Genomic DNA, 22,868 nt, shown 5'->3' with positions numbered 1-22,868 from the left:
TTAACTGTTGAGCTGGCGCGGGGCGAACAGGGGTTCGGCCACGTCGCACCATTGAAGGTAACGCTGATAAAGCTGCTGATAGCGATCGACGCGGCTGGCGTCGGGCTGCAGCGTGGTAGCAATTGGGCTGGCCATTTTCTGCTGGGCGGCAGGCACGTCGGGATAGACGCCGGCGGCCACGGCGGCAAAAATCGCCGCGCCCAGCGCACAGCATTCGTCCGACGCGACGATATCCAGCGGTCGGTTCATCACATCGCAGCAGACCTGCATAATGGCCGGGGATTTACGGGCGATACCGCCCAGGGTCAGGATGTTTTCTACCGGAATATCCTGACGCTCGAAACATTCCATAATGGCGCGTGCGCCAAAGGCGGTGGCGGCGATAAAACCGCCGAACAGCGTGGCCGCGTCGGTACCCAGGTTAAGATCGGTAATGACGCCTTTCAGGCGCTGATTGGCAAAAGGCGTGCGGCGGCCGTTAAACCAGTCCAGCACCACCGGCAGATGATCCAGCTGTGGATCGGCAGCCCAGGCCTGAGTTAATTCGTTAAGCAGATTTTTCTGTATCTCCGTCAGTTCCGCCTGAAGATGCGGGTGTTTTTCGGCGGCCTGAATTAACGGCCAGCTGAGCAGGCGACTGAACCAGGCGTACATATCGCCAAACGCCGACTGGCCCGCTTCCAGGCCGATCATATTCGGCACCACGCTGCCGTTAACCTGGCCGCAGATGCCGTCAATGGCGCGCTCGCCGACGCGGTCCACATCGGCGATCAGGATGTCGCAGGTTGAGGTGCCAATCACTTTTACCAGCGTGTAAGGCGTGGCGCCCGCGCCGACGGCGCCCATATGGCAGTCGAACTCGCCGCCGGAAATCATCACGCCAGACGGCACGCCAAGCCGCGCCGCCCATTCCGCCGTAATCTGCCCAACGGGCTGTTCGGCCGTCCAGGTTTCGCTGAACATCGGCGTATCCAGATGCTCCGTCAGCAGCGGATCCAGCGCGTTAAAGAAATCCGCGCCCGGCAGGCCGCCCCAGGCAGGATGCCACAGCGATTTATGCCCGGCGGCGCAGCGTCCACGGCGGATCGCTTCCGGCGCGGTAGTGCCGCTGAGCAGGGCGGGCACCCAGTCGCACAGCTCCACCCAGGCGACCGCCGCCTCGCGCACCGCTTTATCCTCACGGCTGACGTGCAGGATTTTTGCCCAGAACCACTCTGAGGAGTAGGTGCCGCCAATAAAGCGCGCGTAGTCTTCGAAACGCCCGCTGTGGCACAGCGCGGTAATTTCTTCCGCTTCTTTAATGGCCGTGTGATCTTTCCACAGCACAAACATGGCGTTGGGGTTTTCAGCGAATTCCGGACGCAGCGCCAGCACGTTGCCGTCGCGATCGATGGGCGCTGGCGTGGAGCCGGTGGAATCGACGCCGATCCCCACGATGTTTTGGCGCTGAGCGGGCGTTAATTTAGTGACAACGTCACTTATGGCCCGCTCAAAGGCGTCGATATAGTCCTGCGGATGATGACGGAACTGATTGATGCGGCTCTGGCTGTACAGACCCGCCTGCCAGCGCGGATAGGCGACGACTCCGGTTTGCAGCTCTTTACCGCTTGCGCACTCTACTGCCAGCGCGCGTACGGAATCACTGCCAAAGTCCAGACCGATTGTGATGGCGTCCAACTGCATTTTTCTCTCCGGGCGGTCAATGAATACGATATGACTACCCTAAGAAATCGCGCGCCAGGCGGTTAGTCTAAAGGGCGCTGCAAATATGCACTTTTCTGTCGTCGCGCAGCGTTTTGTGACCAACTTCAAATGTTTGATTTGTGTTAATTTTGCTAAATATATGGATTAAACAGCTAAAAGCTCAGGGTGTGATAGCGCTCTCCCTTTCTACGCATCTTTACCATTACAACTAGCGCTTATCGGCGTCTGCGCTAATGCCGAATATGCTGGCGTTACAGCGTGCCAGGACCGAATGATACCGTTTACATTAAACCGCCAAAAGCGGGCACTGAGCCGGAGAGCCTCATGCACAAATTTACTCAGGCGTTAGCCATCGCTGGCCTCGCCGCCGTTATGTCACATTCAGCTATCGCTGACACCATGAAGCTGGGTTTTTTAGTCAAGCAGCCGGAAGAACCCTGGTTTCAGACCGAATGGAAGTTCGCCGATAAGGCGGGCAAAGATTTAGGCTTTGAGGTAATTAAAATCGCCGTGCCCGATGGTGAAAAAACGCTGAACGCTATCGACAGCCTGGCCGCAAGCGGCGCGAAGGGCTTTGTGATCTGCACGCCCGATCCTAAACTCGGTTCCGCCATCGTGGCGAAGGCCCGCAGTTACGATCTGAAAGTGATTGCCGTGGACGATCAGTTTGTTACAGCCAAAGGCAAACCGATGGATACGGTGCCGTTGGTGATGATGGCGGCAACCAAAATCGGCGAGCGTCAGGGGCAGGAACTCTATAAGGAGATGAAAAAGCGCGGCTGGGACGCGAAAGAAACGGGCGTCATGGCGATTACGGCGGACGAGCTGGATACGGCACGTCGCCGCACCAGTGGGTCAGTGGACGCGCTGAAGGCGGAAGGCTTCCCGGAAGCACAGATTTATAAAGTACCGACCAAATCCAACGATATCCCCGGCGCTTTCGACGCGGGCAACTCGCTGCTGGTGCAGCATCCGGAAGTGAAACACTGGCTGATTGTCGGCATGAACGACAACACCGTTCTCGGCGGCGTGCGCGCAACCGAAGGCCAGGGCTTTAAGGCGCCGGACGTGATCGGCATCGGCATTAACGGCGTGGATGCTATCAGCGAACTCTCCAAAGGCAAGGCGACCGGTTTCTTCGGCTCGCTGCTGCCAAGCCCGGACGTGCACGGCTATAAAAGCATTCAGATGCTCCACGACTGGGTGACCAAAGACGCCGAGCCGCCGAAGTTTACCGAAGTCACCGACGTGGTGCTGATCACCCGCGACAACTTCAAAACCGAGCTGGCTAAAAAAGGCCTGATGTAATCGGACGGGGGCCGCCGCGCGGTCCCCGGCGCACCTTATAGCGAGGAATGACCATGCCATCCCCGTATCTGAGCTTTCACAATATCGGCAAAACTTTCCCCGGCGTTAAAGCGCTGACGGATATCAGCTTCGACTGCGCGGCGGGCCAGGTGCACGCCCTGATGGGCGAAAACGGCGCGGGCAAATCGACGCTGCTGAAGATCCTGAGCGGCAGCTATCAGCCGTCCAGCGGCGAAATCCGCCTGAAAGGCCAGCCGGTTAATTTTGCCAACACGCTCGACGCGCTGAACGCGGGCGTGGCGATTATCTATCAGGAACTGCATCTGGTGCCGGAAATGTCGGTAGCGGAGAACATCTATCTGGGCCAGCTGCCGCAGCGCGCGGGCTTTGTTAACCGCTCGCTGCTGCGCTACGAGGCGGGATTACAGCTAAAAAACTTAGGGATGGATATCGATCCCGATACGCCGCTGAAGTCGCTGTCGCTTGGCCAGTGGCAGATGGTGGAAATCGCCAAAGCGCTGGCGAGGAATGCCAAAGTCATCGCTTTTGACGAGCCGACCAGCTCGCTCTCCGCCCGTGAAATCGAGCAGCTGTTCCGCGTGATCCGCCAGCTGCGCGACGAGGGCAAAGTGGTGCTGTATGTTTCGCACCGAATGGAAGAAATCTTCGCGCTCAGCGATGCCATTACCGTCTTTAAAGACGGCCGCTACGTGCGGACCTTTCAGGATGTCGGCGCCACCAGCCATGATGAACTGGTGCAGGCAATGGTTGGCCGCGAAATTGGCGATATTTACGGCTACGCGCCGCGTAAAACCGGCGAGGTGCGCCTGAAGCTGGATAACGTGCAGGCCAAAGGCGTGCGGACGCCGATCTCGCTGGAGGTGCGCGCGGGAGAAATCGTCGGCCTGTTTGGCCTGGTGGGCGCGGGCCGCAGCGAACTGCTGAAAGGGCTGTTCGGCGGCACGCGCATCAGCGGCGGCGAAGTGCAGCTTGACGGCAAAGCGTTAACCATTCGTGAGCCGTCCGACGCTATCCGCGCCGGGATCCTGCTCTGTCCGGAGGATCGCAAGGCGGACGGCATCATCGCGGTGCATTCCGTGCGCGACAACATCAATATCAGCGCGCGGCGCAATAACCTCACCGCAGGCTGCCTGATCGACAACCAGTGGGAAAGTAAAAACGCCGCCAGCCATATTCGCTCGCTGAATATTAAAACGCCCGGCGCCGACCAGCTAATCATGAATCTTTCCGGCGGTAATCAGCAGAAGGCGATCCTGGGACGCTGGCTGTCGGAAGAGATGAAAGTGATCCTGCTGGACGAGCCAACGCGAGGCATTGACGTCGGCGCCAAGAATGAAATTTACCGTTTGATTTACGCGCTGGCGGAAGAGGGCATCGCCGTGCTCTTCGCCTCCAGCGATTTACCGGAGGTGATGGGGCTGGCCGATCGCATTCTCGTGATGCGCGAGGGCGCCATCGCGGGCGAGCTGAGCCATCAGGAAGCCACCGAAGCCCTGACGCTGGCGCTTGCCATGCCGAAAACCACGCAGCGCGTAGCCTGACTTAAGGAGTCAATCATGTCTTTAACTACCTCTTCCGCCACGCCGCCAACGCAGCGCGTCAATCTGAGCCGCATCTGGGATAATTTCGGGATGCTGGTGGTGTTTGCCGTGCTGTTTATCGGCTGCACGATCTTTGTGCCCAACTTCGGCACGTTGATCAATATGAAAGGGCTGGGCCTGGCGATGTCGATGTCCGGCATGGTGGCCTGCGGCATGTTATTCTGCCTTGCCTCCGGCGACTTCGATCTCTCGGTCGCCTCGGTGATTGCCTGCGCCGGCGTCACCGCCGCCGTAGTGATCAATATGACGGAAAGCCTGTGGATCGGCATTGCGGCGGGCCTGCTGTTGGGCGTGCTCTGCGGGTTCGTTAACGGCTTCGTGATCGCCAAACTCAAAATCAACGCGCTGATCACCACGCTGGCGACGATGCAAATCGTGCGCGGCCTGGCCTATATTTTCTCTGACGGCAAGGCCGTGGGCATTGAAGACGAGCGTTTCTTCGCGCTGGGCTACGCCAGCTGGCTGGGCGTTCCGGCACCGGTCTGGCTGACCATCGGCACGCTGATTGTCTTTGGCTTTCTGCTGAACAAAACCACCTTTGGCCGCAACACGCTGGCTATCGGCGGCAATGAAGAAGCGGCTCGCCTGGCTGGCGTACCGGTAGTGCGCACGCGTATCATCATTTTCATTCTTTCCGGGCTGGTTTCCGCCGCGGCGGGCATTATCCTCGCTTCGCGCATGACCAGCGGCCAGCCGATGACCTCGCTGGGCTATGAGCTGATCGTTATCTCCGCCTGCGTGCTGGGCGGCGTCTCGCTGAAGGGCGGCATCGGCAAAATCTCCTACGTGGTGGCGGGCGTGCTGATCCTGGGCACGGTGGAAAACGCGATGAACCTGCTGAATATCTCGCCGTTCTCGCAGTATGTGGTGCGCGGCCTGATCCTGCTGGCGGCGGTGATTTTCGACCGCTACAAACAAAAAGCCAAAACGGCCTGAGGAGGCGTTATGTATCATCGTCTGGCGCCGGTGGCGCAATCCAATCCGCTGCTGCCCGGCTATCCCTTTAACGCCTGGCTGGTGGCGGGCCTGACGCCAATCGGCGCGGGCGATCCGCTCGACTTCTTTATCGATCGGCCCTCCGGGATGAAAGGCTATATCATCAACCTGACCATCAAGGGCCGTGGCCAGGTCTTCAGCGGCGAAGAGGCGTTTGAGTGCGAGCCGGGCGATCTGCTGCTGTTTCAGCCTAAAACCTCGCACTACTACGGCCGCTCGCCGGAGAGCGACTGCTGGCACCATCGCTGGATCTACTTCCGCCCGCGCGCCTACTGGAGCAGCTGGCTGGTGTGGCAGGATGAGAAGCGCGGCGTCGGCAGGCTGCGGCTGCCCGAACGGCTGTGGGGCGAGTTCGAACGGCTGTTTACCACCATTGAGCAGACGCACACCTCCGGCAAACGCTTTGCGGAAGAGCTGGCGATGAACCTGCTGGAAAGGCTGCTGCTGCGCGCGGTGGAAGAAGATCCGCGCAGCCATCAGCAGATCCGCGATCCGCGTATCATCGAAGCCTGCCAGTACGTGACCAACAACCTGGCGGGCGAGCTGAAGATTGACGAGGTCGCCAACCACGTGTGCCTGTCGCCGTCGCGGCTGGCGCACCTGTTCCGCGAGCAGATGGGCATCAATCTGCTGCGCTGGCGAGAGGATCAGCGCATCATTCGCGCCAGGCTGCTGTTGCAGACCACTCAGGAGCCTATCGCCACCGTGGGGCGCATTGTGGGCTATGACGATCAGCTCTATTTTTCCCGCGTGTTTCGCAAGCGCGTAGGCGTCAGCCCCAGCGATTTCCGTCGTCGCTCGCTGGACGCCGACACGCTGGTGACGCGCGAAAGCTGGGATCTGCTGAGCGCCAGTCAGTAACTTTCTTATAACATTCAGCCTAATCCGTCTTGTCCTTGCCCGAACGATAGTCTTAAATCATTCGGGTAAGCGACAAGAGGAATTGACATGAACGACACTATTCGCGTTGGCCTGGTGGGCTACGGCTTTGCCAGCAAGACGTTTCACGCGCCCCTAATCAGCGGCACTTCCGGCATGGAACTGGCCGCCGTATCCAGCAGCGACGCTGCTAAAGTACATGCCGACTGGCCCACCGCCACGGTCGTGGCCGAACCGCAGGCGCTGTTCGATGACCCATCCATTAAGCTGATTGTTATTCCCACCCCTAACGACACCCATTTCCCGCTGGCCAAAGCCGCGCTTAACGCAGGCAAGCACGTGGTGGTGGACAAGCCCTTTACCGTGACACTGTCACAGGCGCGCGAGCTGGAAGCGCTGGCGGCCGCCAAAGGCCTGCTGCTGTCGGTCTTTCATAACCGCCGCTGGGACAGCGATTTCCTGACCCTGAAAACGCTGCTGGCAGAAGGCACGCTGGGCGAAGTGCGCTACTTTGAATCCCATTTTGACCGTTTCCGGCCGGAAGTGCGCAACCGCTGGCGCGAGCAGAAGGGCGCGGGCAGCGGCATCTGGTACGATTTAGGGCCGCACCTGATCGACCAGGCGCTCCAGCTGTTCGGTTCGCCGGTGGCGATTAATGTGGATCTGGCGGAGCTACGCACGGGCGCGCAGACTACCGACTATTTCCACGCCGTACTGACCTATCCAAAGCGTCGGGTGGTGCTGCATGCCAGCATGCTGGCGGCGGCGGAATCGCCACGCTATCAGGTACACGGCACGCGCGGCAGCTATGTAAAATATGGTCTGGATCCGCAGGAAGACAGCCTGAGAGCGGGCGCGCGTCCGCCGCAGGAAGAGTGGGGCTACGATATGCGCGACGGCGTGGTCACGCTGGCTAACGGCGAAATGATGGCGGAAGAGACGCTGCTGACCACGCCGGGCAACTATCCGGCCTATTACGCCGGCATTCGCGACGCTGTCAACGGCGACGGCGCGAATCCGGTGACGGCGCAGGAAGCGATTCAGGTGATGGAGCTGATCGAACTGGGCCTGCAATCCGCCGAGAAGCGTCAGACCCTGTCGCTGAAGTAGTCTTATGGCACTGCAGCAGGCTTAGCGAAAACTGCCCCGGCGCGCTGCCGGGCAGTTTTAGCGATCAGGCCGCTACGCTGGCGCGGATCGCCTCTTTTTCCGCTTCGCTTAAGAAAGCGATTTTCAGGCCGTTTTCCTGGGCGGTACGGATCTGCTGCTGGCTCAGGCCTGCCTGCGGCGCGGCGATTTTGTATTCGTGCCCAATCTCAATACCCTGCACGGCAGGATCGTCAGTATTGATGGTCGCCAGAATGCCGTGATCCAGGAACGTCGCCAGCGGATGGTGCAGCAGCGAAGAGACGGTGCTGGTCTGGATATTGGAGGTCAGACAGGACTCAATGCCGATCCCTTTTTCCGCCAGGTAATCCATCAGTTTTGCATCTTCTACCGCTTTCACGCCGTGACCAATACGCTCGGCGCCCAGCTCGTGGATCGCCTGCCAGATGCTTTCCGGCCCTGCTGCTTCACCGGCATGAACGGTAATACGCAGGCCAGCGTCGCGCGCGCGGGTAAAGTGGCTTAAAAACTGGCTGCCGGGGAAGCCCAGCTCGTCGCCAGCCAGATCCAGCGCGGTGATGCCGTCACGGTGCGCCAGCAGCGCCTCCAGCTCCAGCAGACAGGCTTCTTCGCCAAAGGTGCGGCTCATAATGCCGATCAGGCGTACGGTAATGTTGTGCTTTTCGCAGCCCGCGCGTACGCCGTCAATAACGGCTTCCACCACGCCCGCGATCGGCAGGTTGTGGGTCATCGCCATATAGCCGGGAGAAAAACGCAGTTCCGCATAGTGGATACCGGCGCGGGCGGCGTCTTCAACGTTCTCCATCGCGATACGGCGGCAGGCTTCCAGCGAGCCAAGCACCTTGACGCCCCAGTCCAGCTTTTGCAGAAAGCTGACCAGATCCGGCTCGTTTTTCATTACCTGCACGTGCGGGCGCAGCGTTTCCAGCGTGGTGGCGGGCAGCGTAAGGTTAAATTCACGGCCTAAATCAAGAATGGTTTGTGCACGGATATTGCCGTCAAGATGGCGATGGATATCGGTAAGGGGAATACGGGAATCAATCATGGCGGTGCACTCTGTAGTGATAAAAGTGCATAACAGTATAAAAACATTCCGCGCTGCTGTACCAGCGAATTGCGCGATTGTCGGGCCAACTGCCGATTAATTGCCCGCTGGCGCAATAAAAAACCGTACCGGCCTTGCGCACGGTACGGTTGGTAGCTTAACGATGGGGTTACTGCTGCGGCATTGCCGCCGGTTCGCCGCCCAGCATATAGCGGGCAAAGAACTGGTCGAGCGTCATTTTCTCGCCGTTCATCGTAACCTGGCCGCTCGCATACTGTAGGCTGGTGACGATATTGTTGTCCTGCTGTTTGGTCAGACGGAACATCTGGCCCATTGCGGCCACGCCTTTCACCTGCTGATCGGCCAGCTTAGCGGCTTCTTCCTGCTTATAGCCTTCCGCCATAGCAACCTGCGTCATCATCTCCGTGGCCATATCCATAGAGATAGTCAGCTTGCCGTCCAGCGTTTTCAGCACGTTATCCAGCGCCTGGCTCAGGGTTTGCGGCTGCGGCGCACCGGCAACGCGATCTTTAAAGTGCACGGAAAGGTTAAAGTTGCTTTCGCCTTTGGCGTTTTTCCAGCTCAGCGGCGCAATAGTGATGACCGGGTTACCTTTCAGCAGCAGCGGCAGGTTGGCATTGAGGATTTCGCCGATACGCTGCTGATAAAGCGCAAAGTTATCGCTCACGCCCGGTTCGTTCATCAGCGCCTGCACCTGGCTTTGATAGTTATCGCTGAAGGCCTTAAGACCGTCGGCGTCAAACTGGGAAAGCTTGAGCGACAGTTTGACCTGACCGAAGTCCCGATCGCGGATTTTCATCGCGTCCAGCGCAAGGTCGGTGGTGCCGGAAACCTGATTGTTCACGCTATCGTAAGCGGAGTTCAGCTTAATGCCGTGCAGTTCAAAAGAGGGCTGGCCGTTTACGGTCGAGCTGAGCTTATCCAGGCTGCTTTTCTGATCGCCAATGCGCAGGCCCTGGGCGTTAAGGTGCGTTTTGCCGTCCAGGGTCAGGCCGTTCAGGGTAAACATAACCGGCATATTAAGCTGATTGCGCATGGTCAGCACCAGGCTTTCCAGCTTGCCGTCGTAATCAACCTTATCGCCTTTTTTATCGGCGCTGAGGTTGATGGTGCCGCCGTTAGAGGCAAAGCGCTCACCGGTCTGGGCATTGGTATAGTCCAGCGGCAGCAGCTTAATAACGGAAGCGGTCGCGCCGCCGTAGCCTACGCGGGTTTCCGCCTGCAACGCCGACTTGCCTTTAGCCATCTCAAACAGCTTTTTCACCGCGTCGGTATTTTCGAGCTGGGTATGTACCGAAGCCATGCTGGGGATCAGATTGAATTTTTTCAGCTGGGCGAAAGGGAAAGGGCCATGATCGATTTTTTCGTCAAACACCACGCTCTGGCCCGGCTTCAGCGGCGAAGTATCTTCGGTCTGTGAGTCAGACTGGACCACCAGGCGCAGCGAGCTGCTGAAAACGCCGCGCTGCCAGTCCTGATAGCTTACCTTCAGGCGGCTGTTCGGTGCCAGCACATTCAGGCGAGCGTTGGCCTCCTGCACCAGTTCATCCCTGTTCTTTTCCAGCTGTTTACCGGTAAACCACGCCGTACCGGTCCAAATCACGCCAAGAGCGACAATCACGCCCACCGCTACTTTTGTTTTTTTCATCTGTAAAATCGTCCTTTTTTAAGTCACCGATGCCGACAATCGCATCCGGCGCAATCCGGCAAGAAAAACGTTTCTGTATAACAGGTTAATTATGATAGCAACTGTGGCTCGCGGCGTCAGCCGCAATCTGGCTTCCGTGCGTAATGTAAAAAGAATGCGGCAGGTTGCCAGAATAAATGCGGGCCAGGCAGAAAGAAAAAAAAGTATTAACTCTGTGTTATATGAAAGAAATTTTCGGCGGCGGCGAAATGCGATAAGGACGACCGGCTCGCAAAATGTTAAATTATTGTATGTCATACTATGGCCCGCGCAAAACGCCCGGACGGGCAAGTTGGGTTTCATCATAACCAGTAAAGGAGAGAGACATGGCCGCCAACCGCATTGAAAAAGATTCAATGGGTTCCATCGAAGTGCCGGCAGATAAACTTTGGGGCGCGCAAACGCAGCGTTCTCTGGAGCATTTTCGCATCTCCAGCGAAAAGATGCCTGTTGAACTGGTGCACGCGCTGGCGTTAACCAAACGCGCAGCGGCGAAGGTGAACAGCGATCTGGGCCTGCTGCCCGCAGAACGCTCGCAGGCGATAGTGCAGGCTGCCGACGAGGTTCTGGCCAACCAGCACGCAACCGAGTTTCCGCTGGCTATCTGGCAGACCGGTTCCGGTACCCAGACCAATATGAATATGAATGAAGTCCTGGCCAACCGCGCCAGCGAGATCCTGGGCGGCGAGCGCGGCATGTCGCGTCTGGTGCACCCTAACGACGACGTTAACAAGAGCCAAAGCTCTAACGACGTTTTTCCTACCGCCATGCACGTTGCTGCCGTTATCGCGCTGAAAGAGCACCTGATCCCTCAGCTGAAAGTGCTGCAAAAAACGCTGGATGAAAAAGCACAGGCCTATAAGGACATCGTGAAGATTGGCCGTACCCATCTTCAGGACGCCACGCCGCTGACGCTGGGCCAGGAGATTTCCGGCTGGGTGGCCATGCTGAAGCACAATCTGACGCATATTGAGCAGAGCATTCCGCACGTGGCGGAGCTGGCGCTGGGCGGCACGGCGGTTGGTACCGGGCTGAACACGCACCCGGAATATGCGGTACGCGTAGCCAAAGAGCTGGCGGAGCTGACTAAGCAGCCTTTCGTCACCGCGCCAAACAAATTTGAAGCGCTGGCAACCTGCGACGCGCTGGTGCACGCGCACGGTTCGCTGAAAGGACTGGCGGCCTCGTTAATGAAGATCGCTAACGACGTGCGCTGGCTCTCTTCCGGCCCTCGCTGCGGTATCGGCGAGATCGCCATCCCGGAAAACGAACCGGGCAGCTCTATCATGCCAGGTAAAGTGAATCCGACGCAGTGTGAAGCGATGACCATGCTTTGCTGTCAGGTGATGGGCAACGACGTTGCGGTCAATATGGGCGGCGCGTCCGGTAATTTTGAGCTTAACGTTTATCGTCCAATGATTATTCATAATTTCCTGCAGTCGGTGCGGATGCTGGCGGACGGTATGGACAGCTTTAATCACCATTGCGCCGTAGGCATTGAGCCGAACCGCGATCGTATTTCACAACTGCTGAATGAATCGCTGATGCTGGTAACGGCGTTGAATACCCATATCGGTTACGACAAAGCGGCGGAAATTGCCAAAAAAGCGCACAAAGAAGGCCTGACGCTGAAAGCGTCCGCGCTGAAGCTGGGCTACCTAACGGAAGAAGAGTTTGACCTTTGGGTCAGGCCGGAAGAGATGGTCGGCAGCATGAAAGCGTAATAGCTGAATAAGAGCGGAAATGTTTCCGCTCTTTTTTTATGCAAGGCGGTCACTGTAAAGGTGTAAACGAGGGATCAGCGAAAAGAGCTTTTTTGCTTCCGGTTTAAATCGATGCACGATCTTACCGGCATCGTAATTTAATAATTCGCCCAGCTTAGGGACGGATAAGGCATCGGGGCAGAGCACCAGCAAGGGAGAAGGGCAGGCGAGCTGCGTTTGTTTTTGCTGTTCCTTATTCCATACGCGGGCAATCGGCTGCACCTTGACCGGCCTTTTTATCTTCAGCTTTGCCGTAGCGGGCAGCGAATTAAGCATGGCGATCTCATCCTGTAATTTTTCCCCCCACTGTTCGCGCGTCCAGGGTGCCATAGCGCGACCGGAGCGCAGGCTTTTTTTCAGTTTTTCCACTATCTCTTCGCGACTAACGTTTTTAATTATATGTTTATTTGCCCAGCCGAAACGCACGGAATCGGGCGCGTCGAGTAAAGAGATAGAGCGATAAGCGTTAAGCGTTATTAGCCCCCGCAAATGGCTGTGCACAAATTCAAAACGATCTTCGCTGGGCACGCCCGACTCTACCGTAATAATTTCCTCCAGCCGTTTTTTTAGTTTATTAACGGTCTCTACCTGCTGCCGTAAAGCATCGGCCTGTTCCGCTGAAGCCTCAAGGCAAATGGCGCCGGGCAGGCGAACGGCGGCCTTGGTGCTGACCGTTTCCGACTGGTGCTGCATATAAAGCCGGCCGTAGTGGGCGAGGGCCATGGCGAAGGCGGGCTGCGCCAGATGCTGCACGACGGCGATTTCCGTGACGGGATCGTGTTCCTGACCTTTTTGAACAGGCGGCAGTTCAAACACGCGGGCGGCCAGCAGGCGCTGTCCGGAAAGCCGCTGCGTAAGCTCGCCTAAAGCGGCCTGCAAATCCGTGGCGCAGCGGTGCAGATTTTCAACGGCGTCGTATCGACTCATCATATGTCCTTAGTTACAACATACTTATAAGAGGGTAGAGAGTAAAGATTAACTACGCAAGCGAGGGAATAAAGGAACCGGTCAGAAAGGGAATAAAAGCTGCCACGCTGAATGACCAGCGTGGCTGAAGATTTAAATCAGGAAATCTTCCAGCTTTTTACCCTGATCCAGCGCCTGCTTAATCACCGCTGGCGTACGGCCCTGGCCGGTCCATGATTTGGTTTCGCCATTTTCATCGGTATATTGATATTTAGCAGGACGTGGCGCGCGCTTGGCACGAGATTTACCTGAATTAGTTTCAGCTGCGGTCAGCTCGCTTAAATCGATACCGTCGTCCAGAAGCATCTGACGATATTTCGCCAGCTTCTCTTCTTTTTCTTTGATTTCAGAAGCGATAGCCGCTTCTGCATCACGACGTTCGTTAACGACTGCTTCGAGTTTTTCCAGCATCTCTTCCAGTTCAGATAAAGAAACTTCACGAGCCTGTGCACGAAGAGTTCGAATGTTATTTAGTACTTTCAGAGTTTCGCTCATAAAGGAATCCGTAGCGTTAAGTTAGTTAAAAAACATAATCAGTGTATGTATCGTAGGACAGTGTACATAGAATTGCCGCAGTTAAAAACACTAAATCTAAAAAAAAATCCTTAATTACGCGACTTTTTCATATTTTTTGCAAAATAGCGCCGGCAGAATGACGCTATATTTTTTTATGAATGGGAAAATTCTTAACGCCATACTGAAGTGTGACAATAAAAAGGCACGTCAGGCTTATCAAACACCTCTACAATTACAGCGCCGAAGCGCACGGGTAAAGAGAGCTGATTTAATCTGCTGTAACGGCATCGTAAGAAATTTTTGCAAGCTGCCAGCAGGATTGTTTATCGGCCTGTTATGCTGCACGGCTTTAAACTCTGCCGCCAGGTAAAATCAGTAAAGCCGCCGCTTATAATGAAAGCGGCAAAGATAAAAATATCAGGATACAAAGTTGCCCTGCTTCGCCTTGCCCGTTTCACTAATTATCGTCAAATTCATCCGTTCGGCTTATCTTTGTAGTTACAACATACTTTTAGTTAGGTTTTTAAAGGTGGCGTTAAGTCCGCTATTACATGCAGCTCCTCTGTGGCTTTAAAACAGAGAACTAAAGCTTTATAGCTCGGGCAGGTAATAACCAGCGATACTGGTACGGTTTGTTTTGATGTGCCAGGATAAACGTATCTGTTTCAGCAGGATAAATTAATGCACGCCTCTTTTTTACGCTGGCCCGTTCTCATTCTGTTGTCTGCGCTTGTAGTAAGCCTTCTTGAACAGCTACGGCTGCCCGCCGCGCTGCTGCTTGGCCCCATGCTGGTGGCGATTGTCTTTGCCGCTCACGATAAGCCGGTGATCATTGCCAGACCGCTCTTTTATTTAGCGCAGGGCGTGGTGGGGTGCATGATCGCCCGCGCCATGCCGCCCTCGATATTTACAGAAATAGCCGCAAACTGGCCGCTGTTCGGCGCGGCTATTTTCTCCGTTATTATCGCCAGCGCGCTGTCGGGATGGTTGTTAACCCGCTGGCAGGTGTTGCCAGGCTCAACGGCAATATGGGGATCGTCGCCCGGTGCCGCTGCAGCAATGACGCTGATGGCGGAAAATTATGATGCCGACGTGCGGCTGGTCGCCTTTATGCAATATCTGCGTGTGGTTATTGTCGCGGTGCTGGCTACCTTCATCGCACGTATCTGGGCGCCTTCGCCAACAGCCTCGTCAGCTTCGGCGTTTGCCATTATTCAGCCGGTGGCATGGCCCGCGTTCGGCGCCACTTTATTAGTGATTGTGGCCTGCGTGGGAATTAGCCGCCTGTTAAGGCTGCCTGCGGGCGCTTTATTAATTTCGCTGGCTGGCGGACTACTGGTGCAAAATACCCACTGGGTAAAACTGGAATTACCGCCTGTTTTACTGATGACGGCCTATGCTTTGATTGGCTGGAGCATCGGGCTGCGCTTCAATCGCGCTATCCTTATCTATGCGGCAAAGGCGCTGCCGCGTTTGCTGCTGGCGATATTTAGCCTGGTGGCCGTTTGCTGCGGGCTGGCTTTTTTACTGGTACGTTTCGCCGGTATCGATCCTTTAACCGCTTACCTGGCAACCAGCCCCGGCGGCGCCGACTCCGTAGCCATTATTGCCGCGTCCAGCCATGTCGATCTTTCCTTTGTTATGGCCATGCAAACCGGGCGTTTTATGGTGGTGCTGCTTACCGGGCCGCTTTTAGCTAAATGGTTAGCGAAGCGGGCAGGCGCGCGGCAGCTGACAGGCAATAAAAAGCCGGACTAAAAGTCCGGCCCTTGTTTTTTTATCAGGCTTCCGGGAAAGGCATGGTGCTGCCCGGCGCTTCCCGATGAATATGCAGGAAGGTCAGATGACGCTCGTACTGATCGAGAATGTCATTGATGATCTGCTCTTTGGTATAGTCCATCAGATCGTTGCCCTGCGTACCCTCAAGCAGGAAGGTTTCCAGACGGAAATAGTCCGACTTGCCGCTGCGGGCGCGATAGGTAAACGCCGGTACGGAGTAGCGCTGCGGCCAGATCTGATACAGGAAGCTCTGCTCGTCGCCCAGGTTGACCACCATTTCCAGATGGTTGAGGCGTTCATCCTCCAGCGGCGGCAGCTCGCTGACCTGCACCTTAGCACCGCGTCGCTCCAGCTCCAGCGCGACTTCTTCCATCGCTGGTCGACAAACGTTATCCAGCATCTTTTTCGTATGCGTGCTGCCGGGATAGTTCATCACGCGGGAGATACGCTGTTTCCAGTTCAGGCGATCCTCGCGGGAAACCGGCGCTGGCGGCGTGCTGACGATGGTACTGGCGCGGCGGTGATCTTCCACGCGCAGCGACTTATAGAGACCGGCCATCACAAAGAAAATCACAAAGCTGAAGGGCAGACCCATAATCACCGTGGTTTTCTGTAGCGCGGTCACGCCGTTAACCATCAGCATACCCAGCGTCAACAGGCCAATCGCCAGCGACCAGAAAATACGCAGCCAGTTAGGCGCATCGTTATTGATGTCGCTCAGCTTCGAGGTAAAGTTGCCCAGCACCAGCGAGCCGGAGTCCGCCGAGGTGACGTAAAAGAGCAGGCCGGTGATAGTGGCTACAGAGGCGCTGAAGGTAAAGGCAGGATACTGCGCCAGCAGGCTGTAGAAGCCGCGTTCCGGGTGAGCCAGCGTTTCCTGCGCCAGCGCGGTGTTGCCGTGAATAATTTCATACAGCGCGCTGTTGCCGAAAATCGACAGCCACAGCAGGGTAAAGATAAACGGAATGGTCAGCGTGCCCACCACAAACTGGCGGATGGTGCGGCCGCGTGAAATTCGCGCCAGGAACAGGCCGACAAACGGCGACCAGGCAACCCACCACGCCCAGAAGAACAGCGTCCAGTTGTTCATCCATTCGGTAGGGCGGTCGAAGGCAAAACTGTTCAGCGTCATGCCCATAAAGCGGTTGATATAGTCGCCAACGTTCAGCACCAGCGCATTAAGCAGGAAGCTGGTGTTACCCATGCACAGCACGAACAGGATCAGACCCAGCGCCAGCAGCACGTTAAGTTCCGACAGCAGACGGATCCCTTTATTCACGCCGGAAGTCACCGAAATAGTCGCCATAATTACCGACAGCGCAATCAGCGCTGCCTGGGCTGTCAGCCCTTCCGGCACGTCAAACAGCACCTTCAGACCGTAGTTCAGCTGCACCACGCCAATCCCCAGCGTGGTGGCGATACCGAAAATAGTCCCGATAACCGCCGCGATATCCACTGAATGGCCGATAGGGCCGTTGATCCGCTTGCCGAAGATAGGGTAGAGCGCAGAGCGGATAGTCAGCGGCAGGCCGTAACGATAGCTGAAGTAGCCCAGCGCGATGCCCATCAGTGCGTACATCGCCCAGCCGGTTAAACCGTAGTGGAACAGCGTCCAGACCATCGCCTGTCGCGCTGCCTCCAGCGTCTGCCCCTGGCCTTCCGGCGGCATCATATATTGCGTGACGGGTTCCGCTACGGAGAAAAACATCAGATCGATGCCGATGCCGGCGGCAAACAGCATCGCCGCCCAGCTCATCAGGCTGAACTCCGGCTTGGACTGCTCCGGGCCGAGCTTGATAGAACCAAAACGGGAAGCGGCAATCAGCACCACAAAGACGATATAAACGGTGGCCGCCAGCAGGTAATACCAGCCGAACGTATTGGAGACCCATTGCAGGGTATTATTTATCCAGCGATCGGATAAATCGGTAAAAAAGATAGTGGCAAGCGAGAACAGCAGAATTAACGCTGCTGAGGTATAAAAGACCACGGGATTAATGCGGTCTTGCTGATCTTTCCTGGGTATTTCAGTCGTCGGCATAGATTCTCCGAAAAAATGCTCAAGAATAAACCCGGTTTTCACAAAGCGTGCCTTAGCGCATACTGGGAAACATCCGCCGCATATCCGCTAACTACACTGGGGAACCGCTCGGGCAGGTAGTTTATGAGGTTGATCTTTGTCGATTATTTAGCTGTTTGCTCTGTCTCCTTCCTTCAATTGTTAAAAATAAGCTCCACATGATAGTTTTTATTGATTGAGCATTCAATTAAAAATAACAAAGCGATAAATTCATCGCATCAGACCTTATAGTTTCTGTGTGTTATTGGTTTTGGCTTTTACTCTAATAACCAGCACCGCATGGAAGGGCGTAGCAATAATTAAAAACTTATGCTGCAATGATTAACGAGGCTTGCAAAAGCAAATAAGGAATTATGATGACTGAATATGCAATTATCGCGGGTGGCTGTTTCTGGTGTACCGAAGCCGTGTTTAAGCAGATTAACGGCGTGGAATCGGTAGAGAGCGGCTACATTGGCGGCCACGTTGCCAACCCGACTTACAAGCAGGTCTGCACGGGCGAAACCGGCCATGCGGAAGCTATCCGCCTGGGCTTCGATCCGGAAAAAATCAGCTACGGCGAGCTGCTGGATATCAGCTTCGCTACCCATGATCCAACCCAGCTAAACCGTCAGGGTAACGATATCGGTACCCAATACCGCTCGGCGATTTTCCCGCTGAATGAAACGCAGGCGGTGGAAGCCAAAGCGGCTATCGCGCGCGCGCAGGCGGAGCTGGCGGAGCCGGTGGTAACGACCATCGAAAGCGCCAGCGAATGGTATCCGGCGGAAGATTATCATCAGAACTATTGGGAAGGCGAAGGGCAGGAAAACCGTTATTGCCTGGCCGTGATCCCGCCAAAACTGCAGAAGCTGCGCAAGCACTACGCCAGCCAGAATAAATAAGGCGTTACTTCTGAAAGCGGGCAGCCAGCCCGCTTTTTTTACAGCTTTTTACTGCGCAGGCGGAAACCGGTCATCAGCGCCAGCAGCAGCAGCAGCGTAATAAAACCGGCAATGCCCGGCCAGCCGAAATGATGCCAGAACACGCCGCCAAGCGTACCCGCCAGGCTCGATCCCAGATAGTAGCTAAAAAGATAAAGCGAAGAGGCCTGTCCTTTGGCACGTCTGGCGCGCGGGCCTATCCAGCCGCTGGCAACGGAATGCGCCGCAAAAAAGCCGGCCGTAAACAGCATCATGCCCGGAAAAATCAGCCATAACGTATTCGCCAGCGTGATCAGCACGCCAGCCAGCATCAGGGTCACCGACGCCAGCAGCACCGCCGCCCGGCCGTATTTAGCGGTCATCGCGCCCGCTTTCGGCGAGCTCCAGGAGCCGGTGAGATAGACCACGGAAAGCAATCCTACCACCGCCTGGCTCAGCGACCACGGCGGTGACAGCAGCCGGTAGCCAATATAGTTAAACAGCGTGACGAACGCGCCCATCAGCAAAAAACCTTCTGCAAACAGCAGCGGCAGGCCGCTGTCGCGCCAGTGCAGCCGAAAATTGATCAGCAGGCTGCGCGGCCTTAGCGAGGCGGGGCGGAAATGGCGCGAGGGCGGCAGAATTTTCCAGAACATCAGCGCCCCCGCCAGCGCAAAGCAGCCAATAACCGCGACCGCGACTCGCCAGCTGGTAAAATCGGCGATCACGCCGCTTAACAGACGGCCGCTCATGCCGCCGATGGAGTTGCCGCTAATATACAGGCCCATCGAAAAGGCGATGGCGCTGGGGTGGATCTCTTCGCTCAGATAAGTCATTCCCACCGCCGCCACGCCGCTCAGCGCCAGGCCGGTCAGCGCCCGCATCAGCAGAATGCCGTGCCAGCTGGACATGCCTGCCGACAGCAGCGTAAACAGCGCTGCCAGCATCAGCGCCGTCACCATAACGTTTTTACGGCCGACCGCATCGGAAAGCGGGCCGGTTACCAGCAGGCCCAGCGCCAGCAGACCGGTAGAGATAGACAAAGAAAGGCTGCTGGCGGCAGGCGAAACGCCGAATGCCTGCGACAGAATGGGCAAAATGGGCTGTACGCAATACAGCAGCGCAAAGGTGGCTAAACCCGCAGAAAACAGTGCCAGCGTCACGCGCATAAACTGCGGCGTGCCGCGCTTAATGTAGATTTCGGCGGGTGGGGTAACGCTTTCTTCTGCGGTAACGAGTCGGGTCGTAACGTTCACTGCCTGTCCTTAAACGTAGAAAAGTTGATGTTAATTTTATGTAACATTGAGCAGGTTGTATAATCTATTAATCCTCTCGATTGAGATTTTTAAGATATGAATATTGAGCTTCGTCATCTGCGCTATTTTATTGCCGTCGCGGAGGAGCTGCACTTTGGTCGCGCCGCTCAGCGTCTTGCCCTTTCCCAGCCGCCGCTCAGCCAGCAGATCCAGCAGCTGGAGCAGCAAATTGGCGCCAGGCTGCTGGCCCGCACCAACCGTAGCGTACGGCTCACGCCTGCTGGCGCCCAGTTTCTGGTCAGCGCCCGGCAAATCCTGCAAAACGTGGCCGTAGCGGCCGATAAGGCCGCCAGGCTGCATCGCGGGGAAGAGGGCACGCTGCGGATCGGCTTTACCTCCTCCGCGCCGTTTATTTCTGCGGTTTCCGACGCGCTGTTCAGCTTTCGCCAGCGCTACCCGGACGTGCATTTACAGATGCAGGAGATTAATACACGCCAGCAGCTGGCTCCGCTGCATGAAGGACGGCTGGATCTGGGCGTGATGCGCAATACGCCGCTGCCGGACACGCTGGAGCACCGGCTGCTGCTGCGGGAACCGCTTTGCGCCGTGGTTCATTGCGCGCATCGTCTGGCCGGGCGCGGCTCTGTCTCGCTGCGCGAGCTGGCGGCTGAACCCTTTGTTTTTTTCGATCCCCAGGTAGGCACGGCGCTCTACAGCGAAACCCTGACGCTGCTGGAGCGCTATGCCGTCCGGCCCAATATTGCTCAGGAAGTGGGCGAGGCGATGACCATCCTCGGGCTGGTCGCCACCGGGCTGGGCGTTTCGATCCTGCCCGCGTCGTTTCGTCGGGCGCGGCTGGAGCAGCTCAGCTGGCTGACGCTGCAGGAAGAAGATGCGCTGTCGGAAGTCTGGCTGGTATGGCAAAAGCAGGGCGAAATCAGCGCCGCTACCCAGCATATGCTGAGCCTGATGTTAAGAAACGATGATTTGTAATGATCAAGTAGCTAAGCGTTATTCTGTGCTGTTAATCACAATAAAAATCAAAGCGTTGACGAGCCAGCGGAACTGTTTCACCATGAGTAGAGATTTATTTTGAGGCGCGAAAATAAAGTGATAGCCGATAGTCAGCCTGGCCATATCGATCAGATCAAACAGACCAATGCGGGCGTGGTGTATCGCCTGATCGACCGCTACGGCCCGATATCGCGCATTGCCCTGTCGAAAAAAGCACACCTGGCCCCGGCAAGCATCACAAAAATCGTGCGCGAGATGCTGGAAGCGCATCTGGTGCAGGAAACGGAGTTTCAGGAAGCGGGCAGCCGCGGCCGCCCGGCTGTCGGCCTGGTGGTGGATACGCCGGCCTGGCACTATCTTTCCGCCCGCATCGGCAACGGCGAGTTCACGCTGGCGCTGCGGGATTTAAGCAGCCTGCTGGTGGTGGAAGAGGTGCGGCCGCTGCCCGTTGACGATCCGCAGCCGCTGCTGTCGCGCATTATTAATGAAATCGACGCCTTCTTTATTCGCCACCAGCAGAAACTGGAAAGGCTAACCGCTATTGCCATCACGCTGCCGGGCATTCTCAATGCGCAAAAAGGCATCGTGCATCGCATGCCTTTTTACCGCGTCAGCGATATGCCGCTGGGCGAGGCGCTGTCGGCGCGTACCGGCCTGCCGGTTTATATCCAGCACGATATCTGCGCCTGGACCATGGCGGAAGCGCTGTTTGGCGCCTCGCGCGATCTTAATAACGTTATCCAGGTCGTTATCGATCACAACGTCGGCGCAGGCGTGATTACCGGTGGCCGCCTGCTGCACAGCGGCAGCAGCACGCTGGTAGAGATAGGCCATACGCAGGTCGAGCCATGGGGCAAACAGTGTTACTGCGGCAATCATGGCTGCCTGGAGACGGTCGCAAGCCTGGAAAGCGTGCTGGAGCTGGCCGCGCAAAAAATGCAGGCCGCGCCGGACTGCCTGCTGCATCAGCAGCCGCTTACCGCCGCGTCGCTTTGCGATGCCGCGCTGGCGGGCGATCCGCTGGCGAAAGGGATTGTCACCGGCGTCGGGCATCACGTGGGTCGTATCCTGGCAATTATGGTTAACCTCTTTAACCCTGAAAAAATAGTTATAGGATCGCCGCTTAATCGCGCCAGCGAAATCCTCTATCCCGCCATCGCCGATTGCGTGCGCCGTCAGTCCCTGCCGGTTTACGGCCAGCATATCGCCATCGAACCTACCCAGTTTTATAATCAGGGCACCATGCCAGGGGCCGCGCTGGTCAAGGATGCGCTCTATAACGGCACGCTGCTGGTGAAACTTCTCCAGGGCTGACGCCACGCCCTTTATTACGCAAAAGATTGCGCTAACGCAAGCCTCACTCCTGTTCGCTACCCTAAGATGTTGCGTCTTAATTGTTAATTATTGTTTATAAATTATCGACAGAATCGGAGCGTAGAGAGAGTATGTTAAAGCGTTTATTTGTCACTGGCACCGATACAGAAGTGGGTAAAACAGTGGTCAGCCGCGCACTCTTGCAGACGCTGTCCGAAGGGGGGCGGCGGGTGGCTGGCTATAAGCCCGTCGCCAAAAGCAGCCAGCAAACCGATGAGGGGCCGCGCAACAAGGACGCGCTCGTGCTACAGGCTTCTTCTTCCGTTACGCTTCCTTATTCCGCCATTAATCCGCTGACCCTGCTGGATGATGAGATCAGCACCAGCCGCGATGCCGTTATCAACTACCAGAAGCTGAGCGAGAGCCTGCACGCGCTGTCAGCCCAGGTTGATTCCGTAGTCGTGGAAGGCACCGGCGGCTGGCACAGCCTGATGAACGATCTGCGGCCGCTTTCCGCCTGGGCGGTTGATGAGCGGCTGCCGGTAGTGATGGTGGTCGGCATCAAGCTGGGCTGCATCAGTCATGCGCTGCTGACGGCGCAGGCGATAGCCAACGACGGCCTGCCGCTGTTGGGCTGGGTCGCCAACCGCATTAATCCCGGTCTGGCGCATTATGCGGAAATTATCGACGTGCTGAGCCAAAAAATTCAGGCACCGCTGCTGGGCGAGCTGCCTTACCTGCCGAAACCGGAACAGCGTGAGCTGGCCCGCTATCTGGATTTGAGCGTGCTGCGTCAGCCATAGCAACTGCCGCCGTTCCCCTTACGTTTTCTTTTCTGCCTACCGCTACAGCACCTGCTGTAGCGGTTTTTTTATCGCGCCAGCGCAC

Annotated in this window: 18 protein-coding genes; 11 read left to right on the top strand and 7 right to left on the bottom strand. The window is 56.7% G+C overall.

The window, feature by feature from the left end:
* A complete protein-coding gene (locus tag AB6T85_RS03425) occupies positions 1-1,683 on the bottom strand; it encodes a ribulokinase (RefSeq protein WP_369894802.1) in 1,683 nt (560 codons plus the stop codon).
* A gap of 345 nt (positions 1,684-2,028) precedes the next feature.
* Here AB6T85_RS03425 and AB6T85_RS03420 point away from each other — a divergent pair, with 345 nt between their 5' ends.
* From AB6T85_RS03420 to AB6T85_RS03400, 5 genes are all read left to right on the top strand, one after another.
* On the top strand, positions 2,029-3,012 hold the full coding sequence (locus tag AB6T85_RS03420; protein ID WP_125290104.1) for an arabinose ABC transporter substrate-binding protein: 984 nt from the start codon (positions 2,029-2,031) through the stop codon (positions 3,010-3,012).
* A 47-nt stretch (positions 3,013-3,059) separates the two neighbouring features.
* The gene (gene araG / locus AB6T85_RS03415) at positions 3,060-4,574 is read left to right on the top strand and encodes an L-arabinose ABC transporter ATP-binding protein AraG (protein ID WP_369894801.1); all 1,515 of its coding nucleotides are present in this window, start codon (positions 3,060-3,062) and stop codon (positions 4,572-4,574) included.
* 15 nt (positions 4,575-4,589) lie between these two features.
* On the top strand, positions 4,590-5,570 hold the full coding sequence (gene araH, locus AB6T85_RS03410) for an L-arabinose ABC transporter permease AraH (protein WP_253454351.1): 981 nt from the start codon (positions 4,590-4,592) through the stop codon (positions 5,568-5,570).
* Positions 5,571-5,579: 9 nt separating this feature from the next.
* Positions 5,580-6,491, top strand: a complete 912-nt coding sequence (gene araC / locus AB6T85_RS03405; protein WP_125290101.1) for an arabinose operon transcriptional regulator AraC — start codon at positions 5,580-5,582, stop codon at positions 6,489-6,491.
* 87 nt (positions 6,492-6,578) lie between these two features.
* A complete protein-coding gene (locus tag AB6T85_RS03400) occupies positions 6,579-7,619 on the top strand; it encodes an oxidoreductase (RefSeq protein ID WP_369894800.1) in 1,041 nt (346 codons plus the stop codon).
* Positions 7,620-7,683: 64 nt separating this feature from the next.
* On the opposite strand, the gene add is transcribed toward AB6T85_RS03400, so the two are convergent.
* Together add and AB6T85_RS03390 are read right to left on the bottom strand one after the other, a co-directional pair.
* The gene (gene add, locus AB6T85_RS03395; RefSeq protein WP_253454349.1) at positions 7,684-8,682 is read right to left on the bottom strand and encodes an adenosine deaminase; all 999 of its coding nucleotides are present in this window, start codon (positions 8,680-8,682) and stop codon (positions 7,684-7,686) included.
* Positions 8,683-8,851: 169 nt separating this feature from the next.
* Positions 8,852-10,351 carry a YdgA family protein gene (locus AB6T85_RS03390; RefSeq protein ID WP_369894799.1) on the bottom strand — a complete coding sequence of 500 codons (1,500 nt, stop codon included), beginning with the start codon at positions 10,349-10,351 and terminating at the stop codon, positions 8,852-8,854.
* 365 nt (positions 10,352-10,716) lie between these two features.
* Here AB6T85_RS03390 and fumC point away from each other — a divergent pair, with 365 nt between their 5' ends.
* Positions 10,717-12,114 (top strand): class II fumarate hydratase, encoded by a 1,398-nt coding sequence (gene fumC, locus AB6T85_RS03385; protein ID WP_253454347.1) that lies wholly within the window; start codon positions 10,717-10,719, stop codon positions 12,112-12,114.
* Between the two features lie 36 nt (positions 12,115-12,150).
* On the opposite strand, the gene tus is transcribed toward fumC, so the two are convergent.
* Together tus and AB6T85_RS03375 are read right to left on the bottom strand one after the other, a co-directional pair.
* Positions 12,151-13,080 carry a DNA replication terminus site-binding protein gene (tus, locus tag AB6T85_RS03380; protein WP_369894798.1) on the bottom strand — a complete coding sequence of 310 codons (930 nt, stop codon included), beginning with the start codon at positions 13,078-13,080 and terminating at the stop codon, positions 12,151-12,153.
* Between the two features lie 132 nt (positions 13,081-13,212).
* The gene (locus tag AB6T85_RS03375) at positions 13,213-13,614 is read right to left on the bottom strand and encodes an H-NS family histone-like protein (protein WP_125290095.1); all 402 of its coding nucleotides are present in this window, start codon (positions 13,612-13,614) and stop codon (positions 13,213-13,215) included.
* A 702-nt stretch (positions 13,615-14,316) separates the two neighbouring features.
* On the opposite strand from AB6T85_RS03375, the gene AB6T85_RS03370 reads away from it, so the two are divergent.
* Complete coding sequence (locus AB6T85_RS03370; protein ID WP_369894797.1) at positions 14,317-15,393, top strand: AbrB family transcriptional regulator; 1,077 nt, start codon at positions 14,317-14,319, stop codon at positions 15,391-15,393.
* Between the two features lie 22 nt (positions 15,394-15,415).
* Here the strand turns inward: AB6T85_RS03370 and AB6T85_RS03365 are convergent, their stop codons facing one another.
* Entirely contained in the window at positions 15,416-17,455 is a 2,040-nt protein-coding gene (locus AB6T85_RS03365; protein ID WP_253454344.1) for a choline transporter, read from the bottom strand.
* Between the two features lie 392 nt (positions 17,456-17,847).
* Here AB6T85_RS03365 and msrA point away from each other — a divergent pair, with 392 nt between their 5' ends.
* Complete coding sequence (gene msrA, locus AB6T85_RS03360; RefSeq protein ID WP_253454343.1) at positions 17,848-18,378, top strand: peptide-methionine (S)-S-oxide reductase MsrA; 531 nt, start codon at positions 17,848-17,850, stop codon at positions 18,376-18,378.
* 38 nt (positions 18,379-18,416) lie between these two features.
* Here the strand turns inward: msrA and AB6T85_RS03355 are convergent, their stop codons facing one another.
* Positions 18,417-19,652 carry an MFS transporter gene (locus AB6T85_RS03355; RefSeq protein WP_301250954.1) on the bottom strand — a complete coding sequence of 412 codons (1,236 nt, stop codon included), beginning with the start codon at positions 19,650-19,652 and terminating at the stop codon, positions 18,417-18,419.
* Positions 19,653-19,748: 96 nt separating this feature from the next.
* Here AB6T85_RS03355 and AB6T85_RS03350 point away from each other — a divergent pair, with 96 nt between their 5' ends.
* The 3 genes from AB6T85_RS03350 to bioD all read left to right on the top strand — a co-directional run bounded on the left by AB6T85_RS03350 (position 19,749) and on the right by bioD (position 22,783).
* Positions 19,749-20,645 carry a LysR family transcriptional regulator gene (locus AB6T85_RS03350; RefSeq protein ID WP_369894796.1) on the top strand — a complete coding sequence of 299 codons (897 nt, stop codon included), beginning with the start codon at positions 19,749-19,751 and terminating at the stop codon, positions 20,643-20,645.
* A 117-nt stretch (positions 20,646-20,762) separates the two neighbouring features.
* The gene (gene mlc, locus AB6T85_RS03345) at positions 20,763-21,980 is read left to right on the top strand and encodes a sugar metabolism global transcriptional regulator Mlc (protein WP_369894795.1); all 1,218 of its coding nucleotides are present in this window, start codon (positions 20,763-20,765) and stop codon (positions 21,978-21,980) included.
* Between the two features lie 131 nt (positions 21,981-22,111).
* Positions 22,112-22,783 (top strand): dethiobiotin synthase, encoded by a 672-nt coding sequence (gene bioD, locus AB6T85_RS03340; protein ID WP_253454340.1) that lies wholly within the window; start codon positions 22,112-22,114, stop codon positions 22,781-22,783.
* Positions 22,784-22,868 lie beyond the last annotated feature (85 nt).

This window comes from Erwinia aeris (genome assembly GCF_041224955.1).
Lineage (GTDB): Bacteria > Pseudomonadota > Gammaproteobacteria > Enterobacterales > Enterobacteriaceae > Erwinia > Erwinia aeris.
This window is presented reverse-complemented; position numbering and strand designations above follow the sequence as displayed.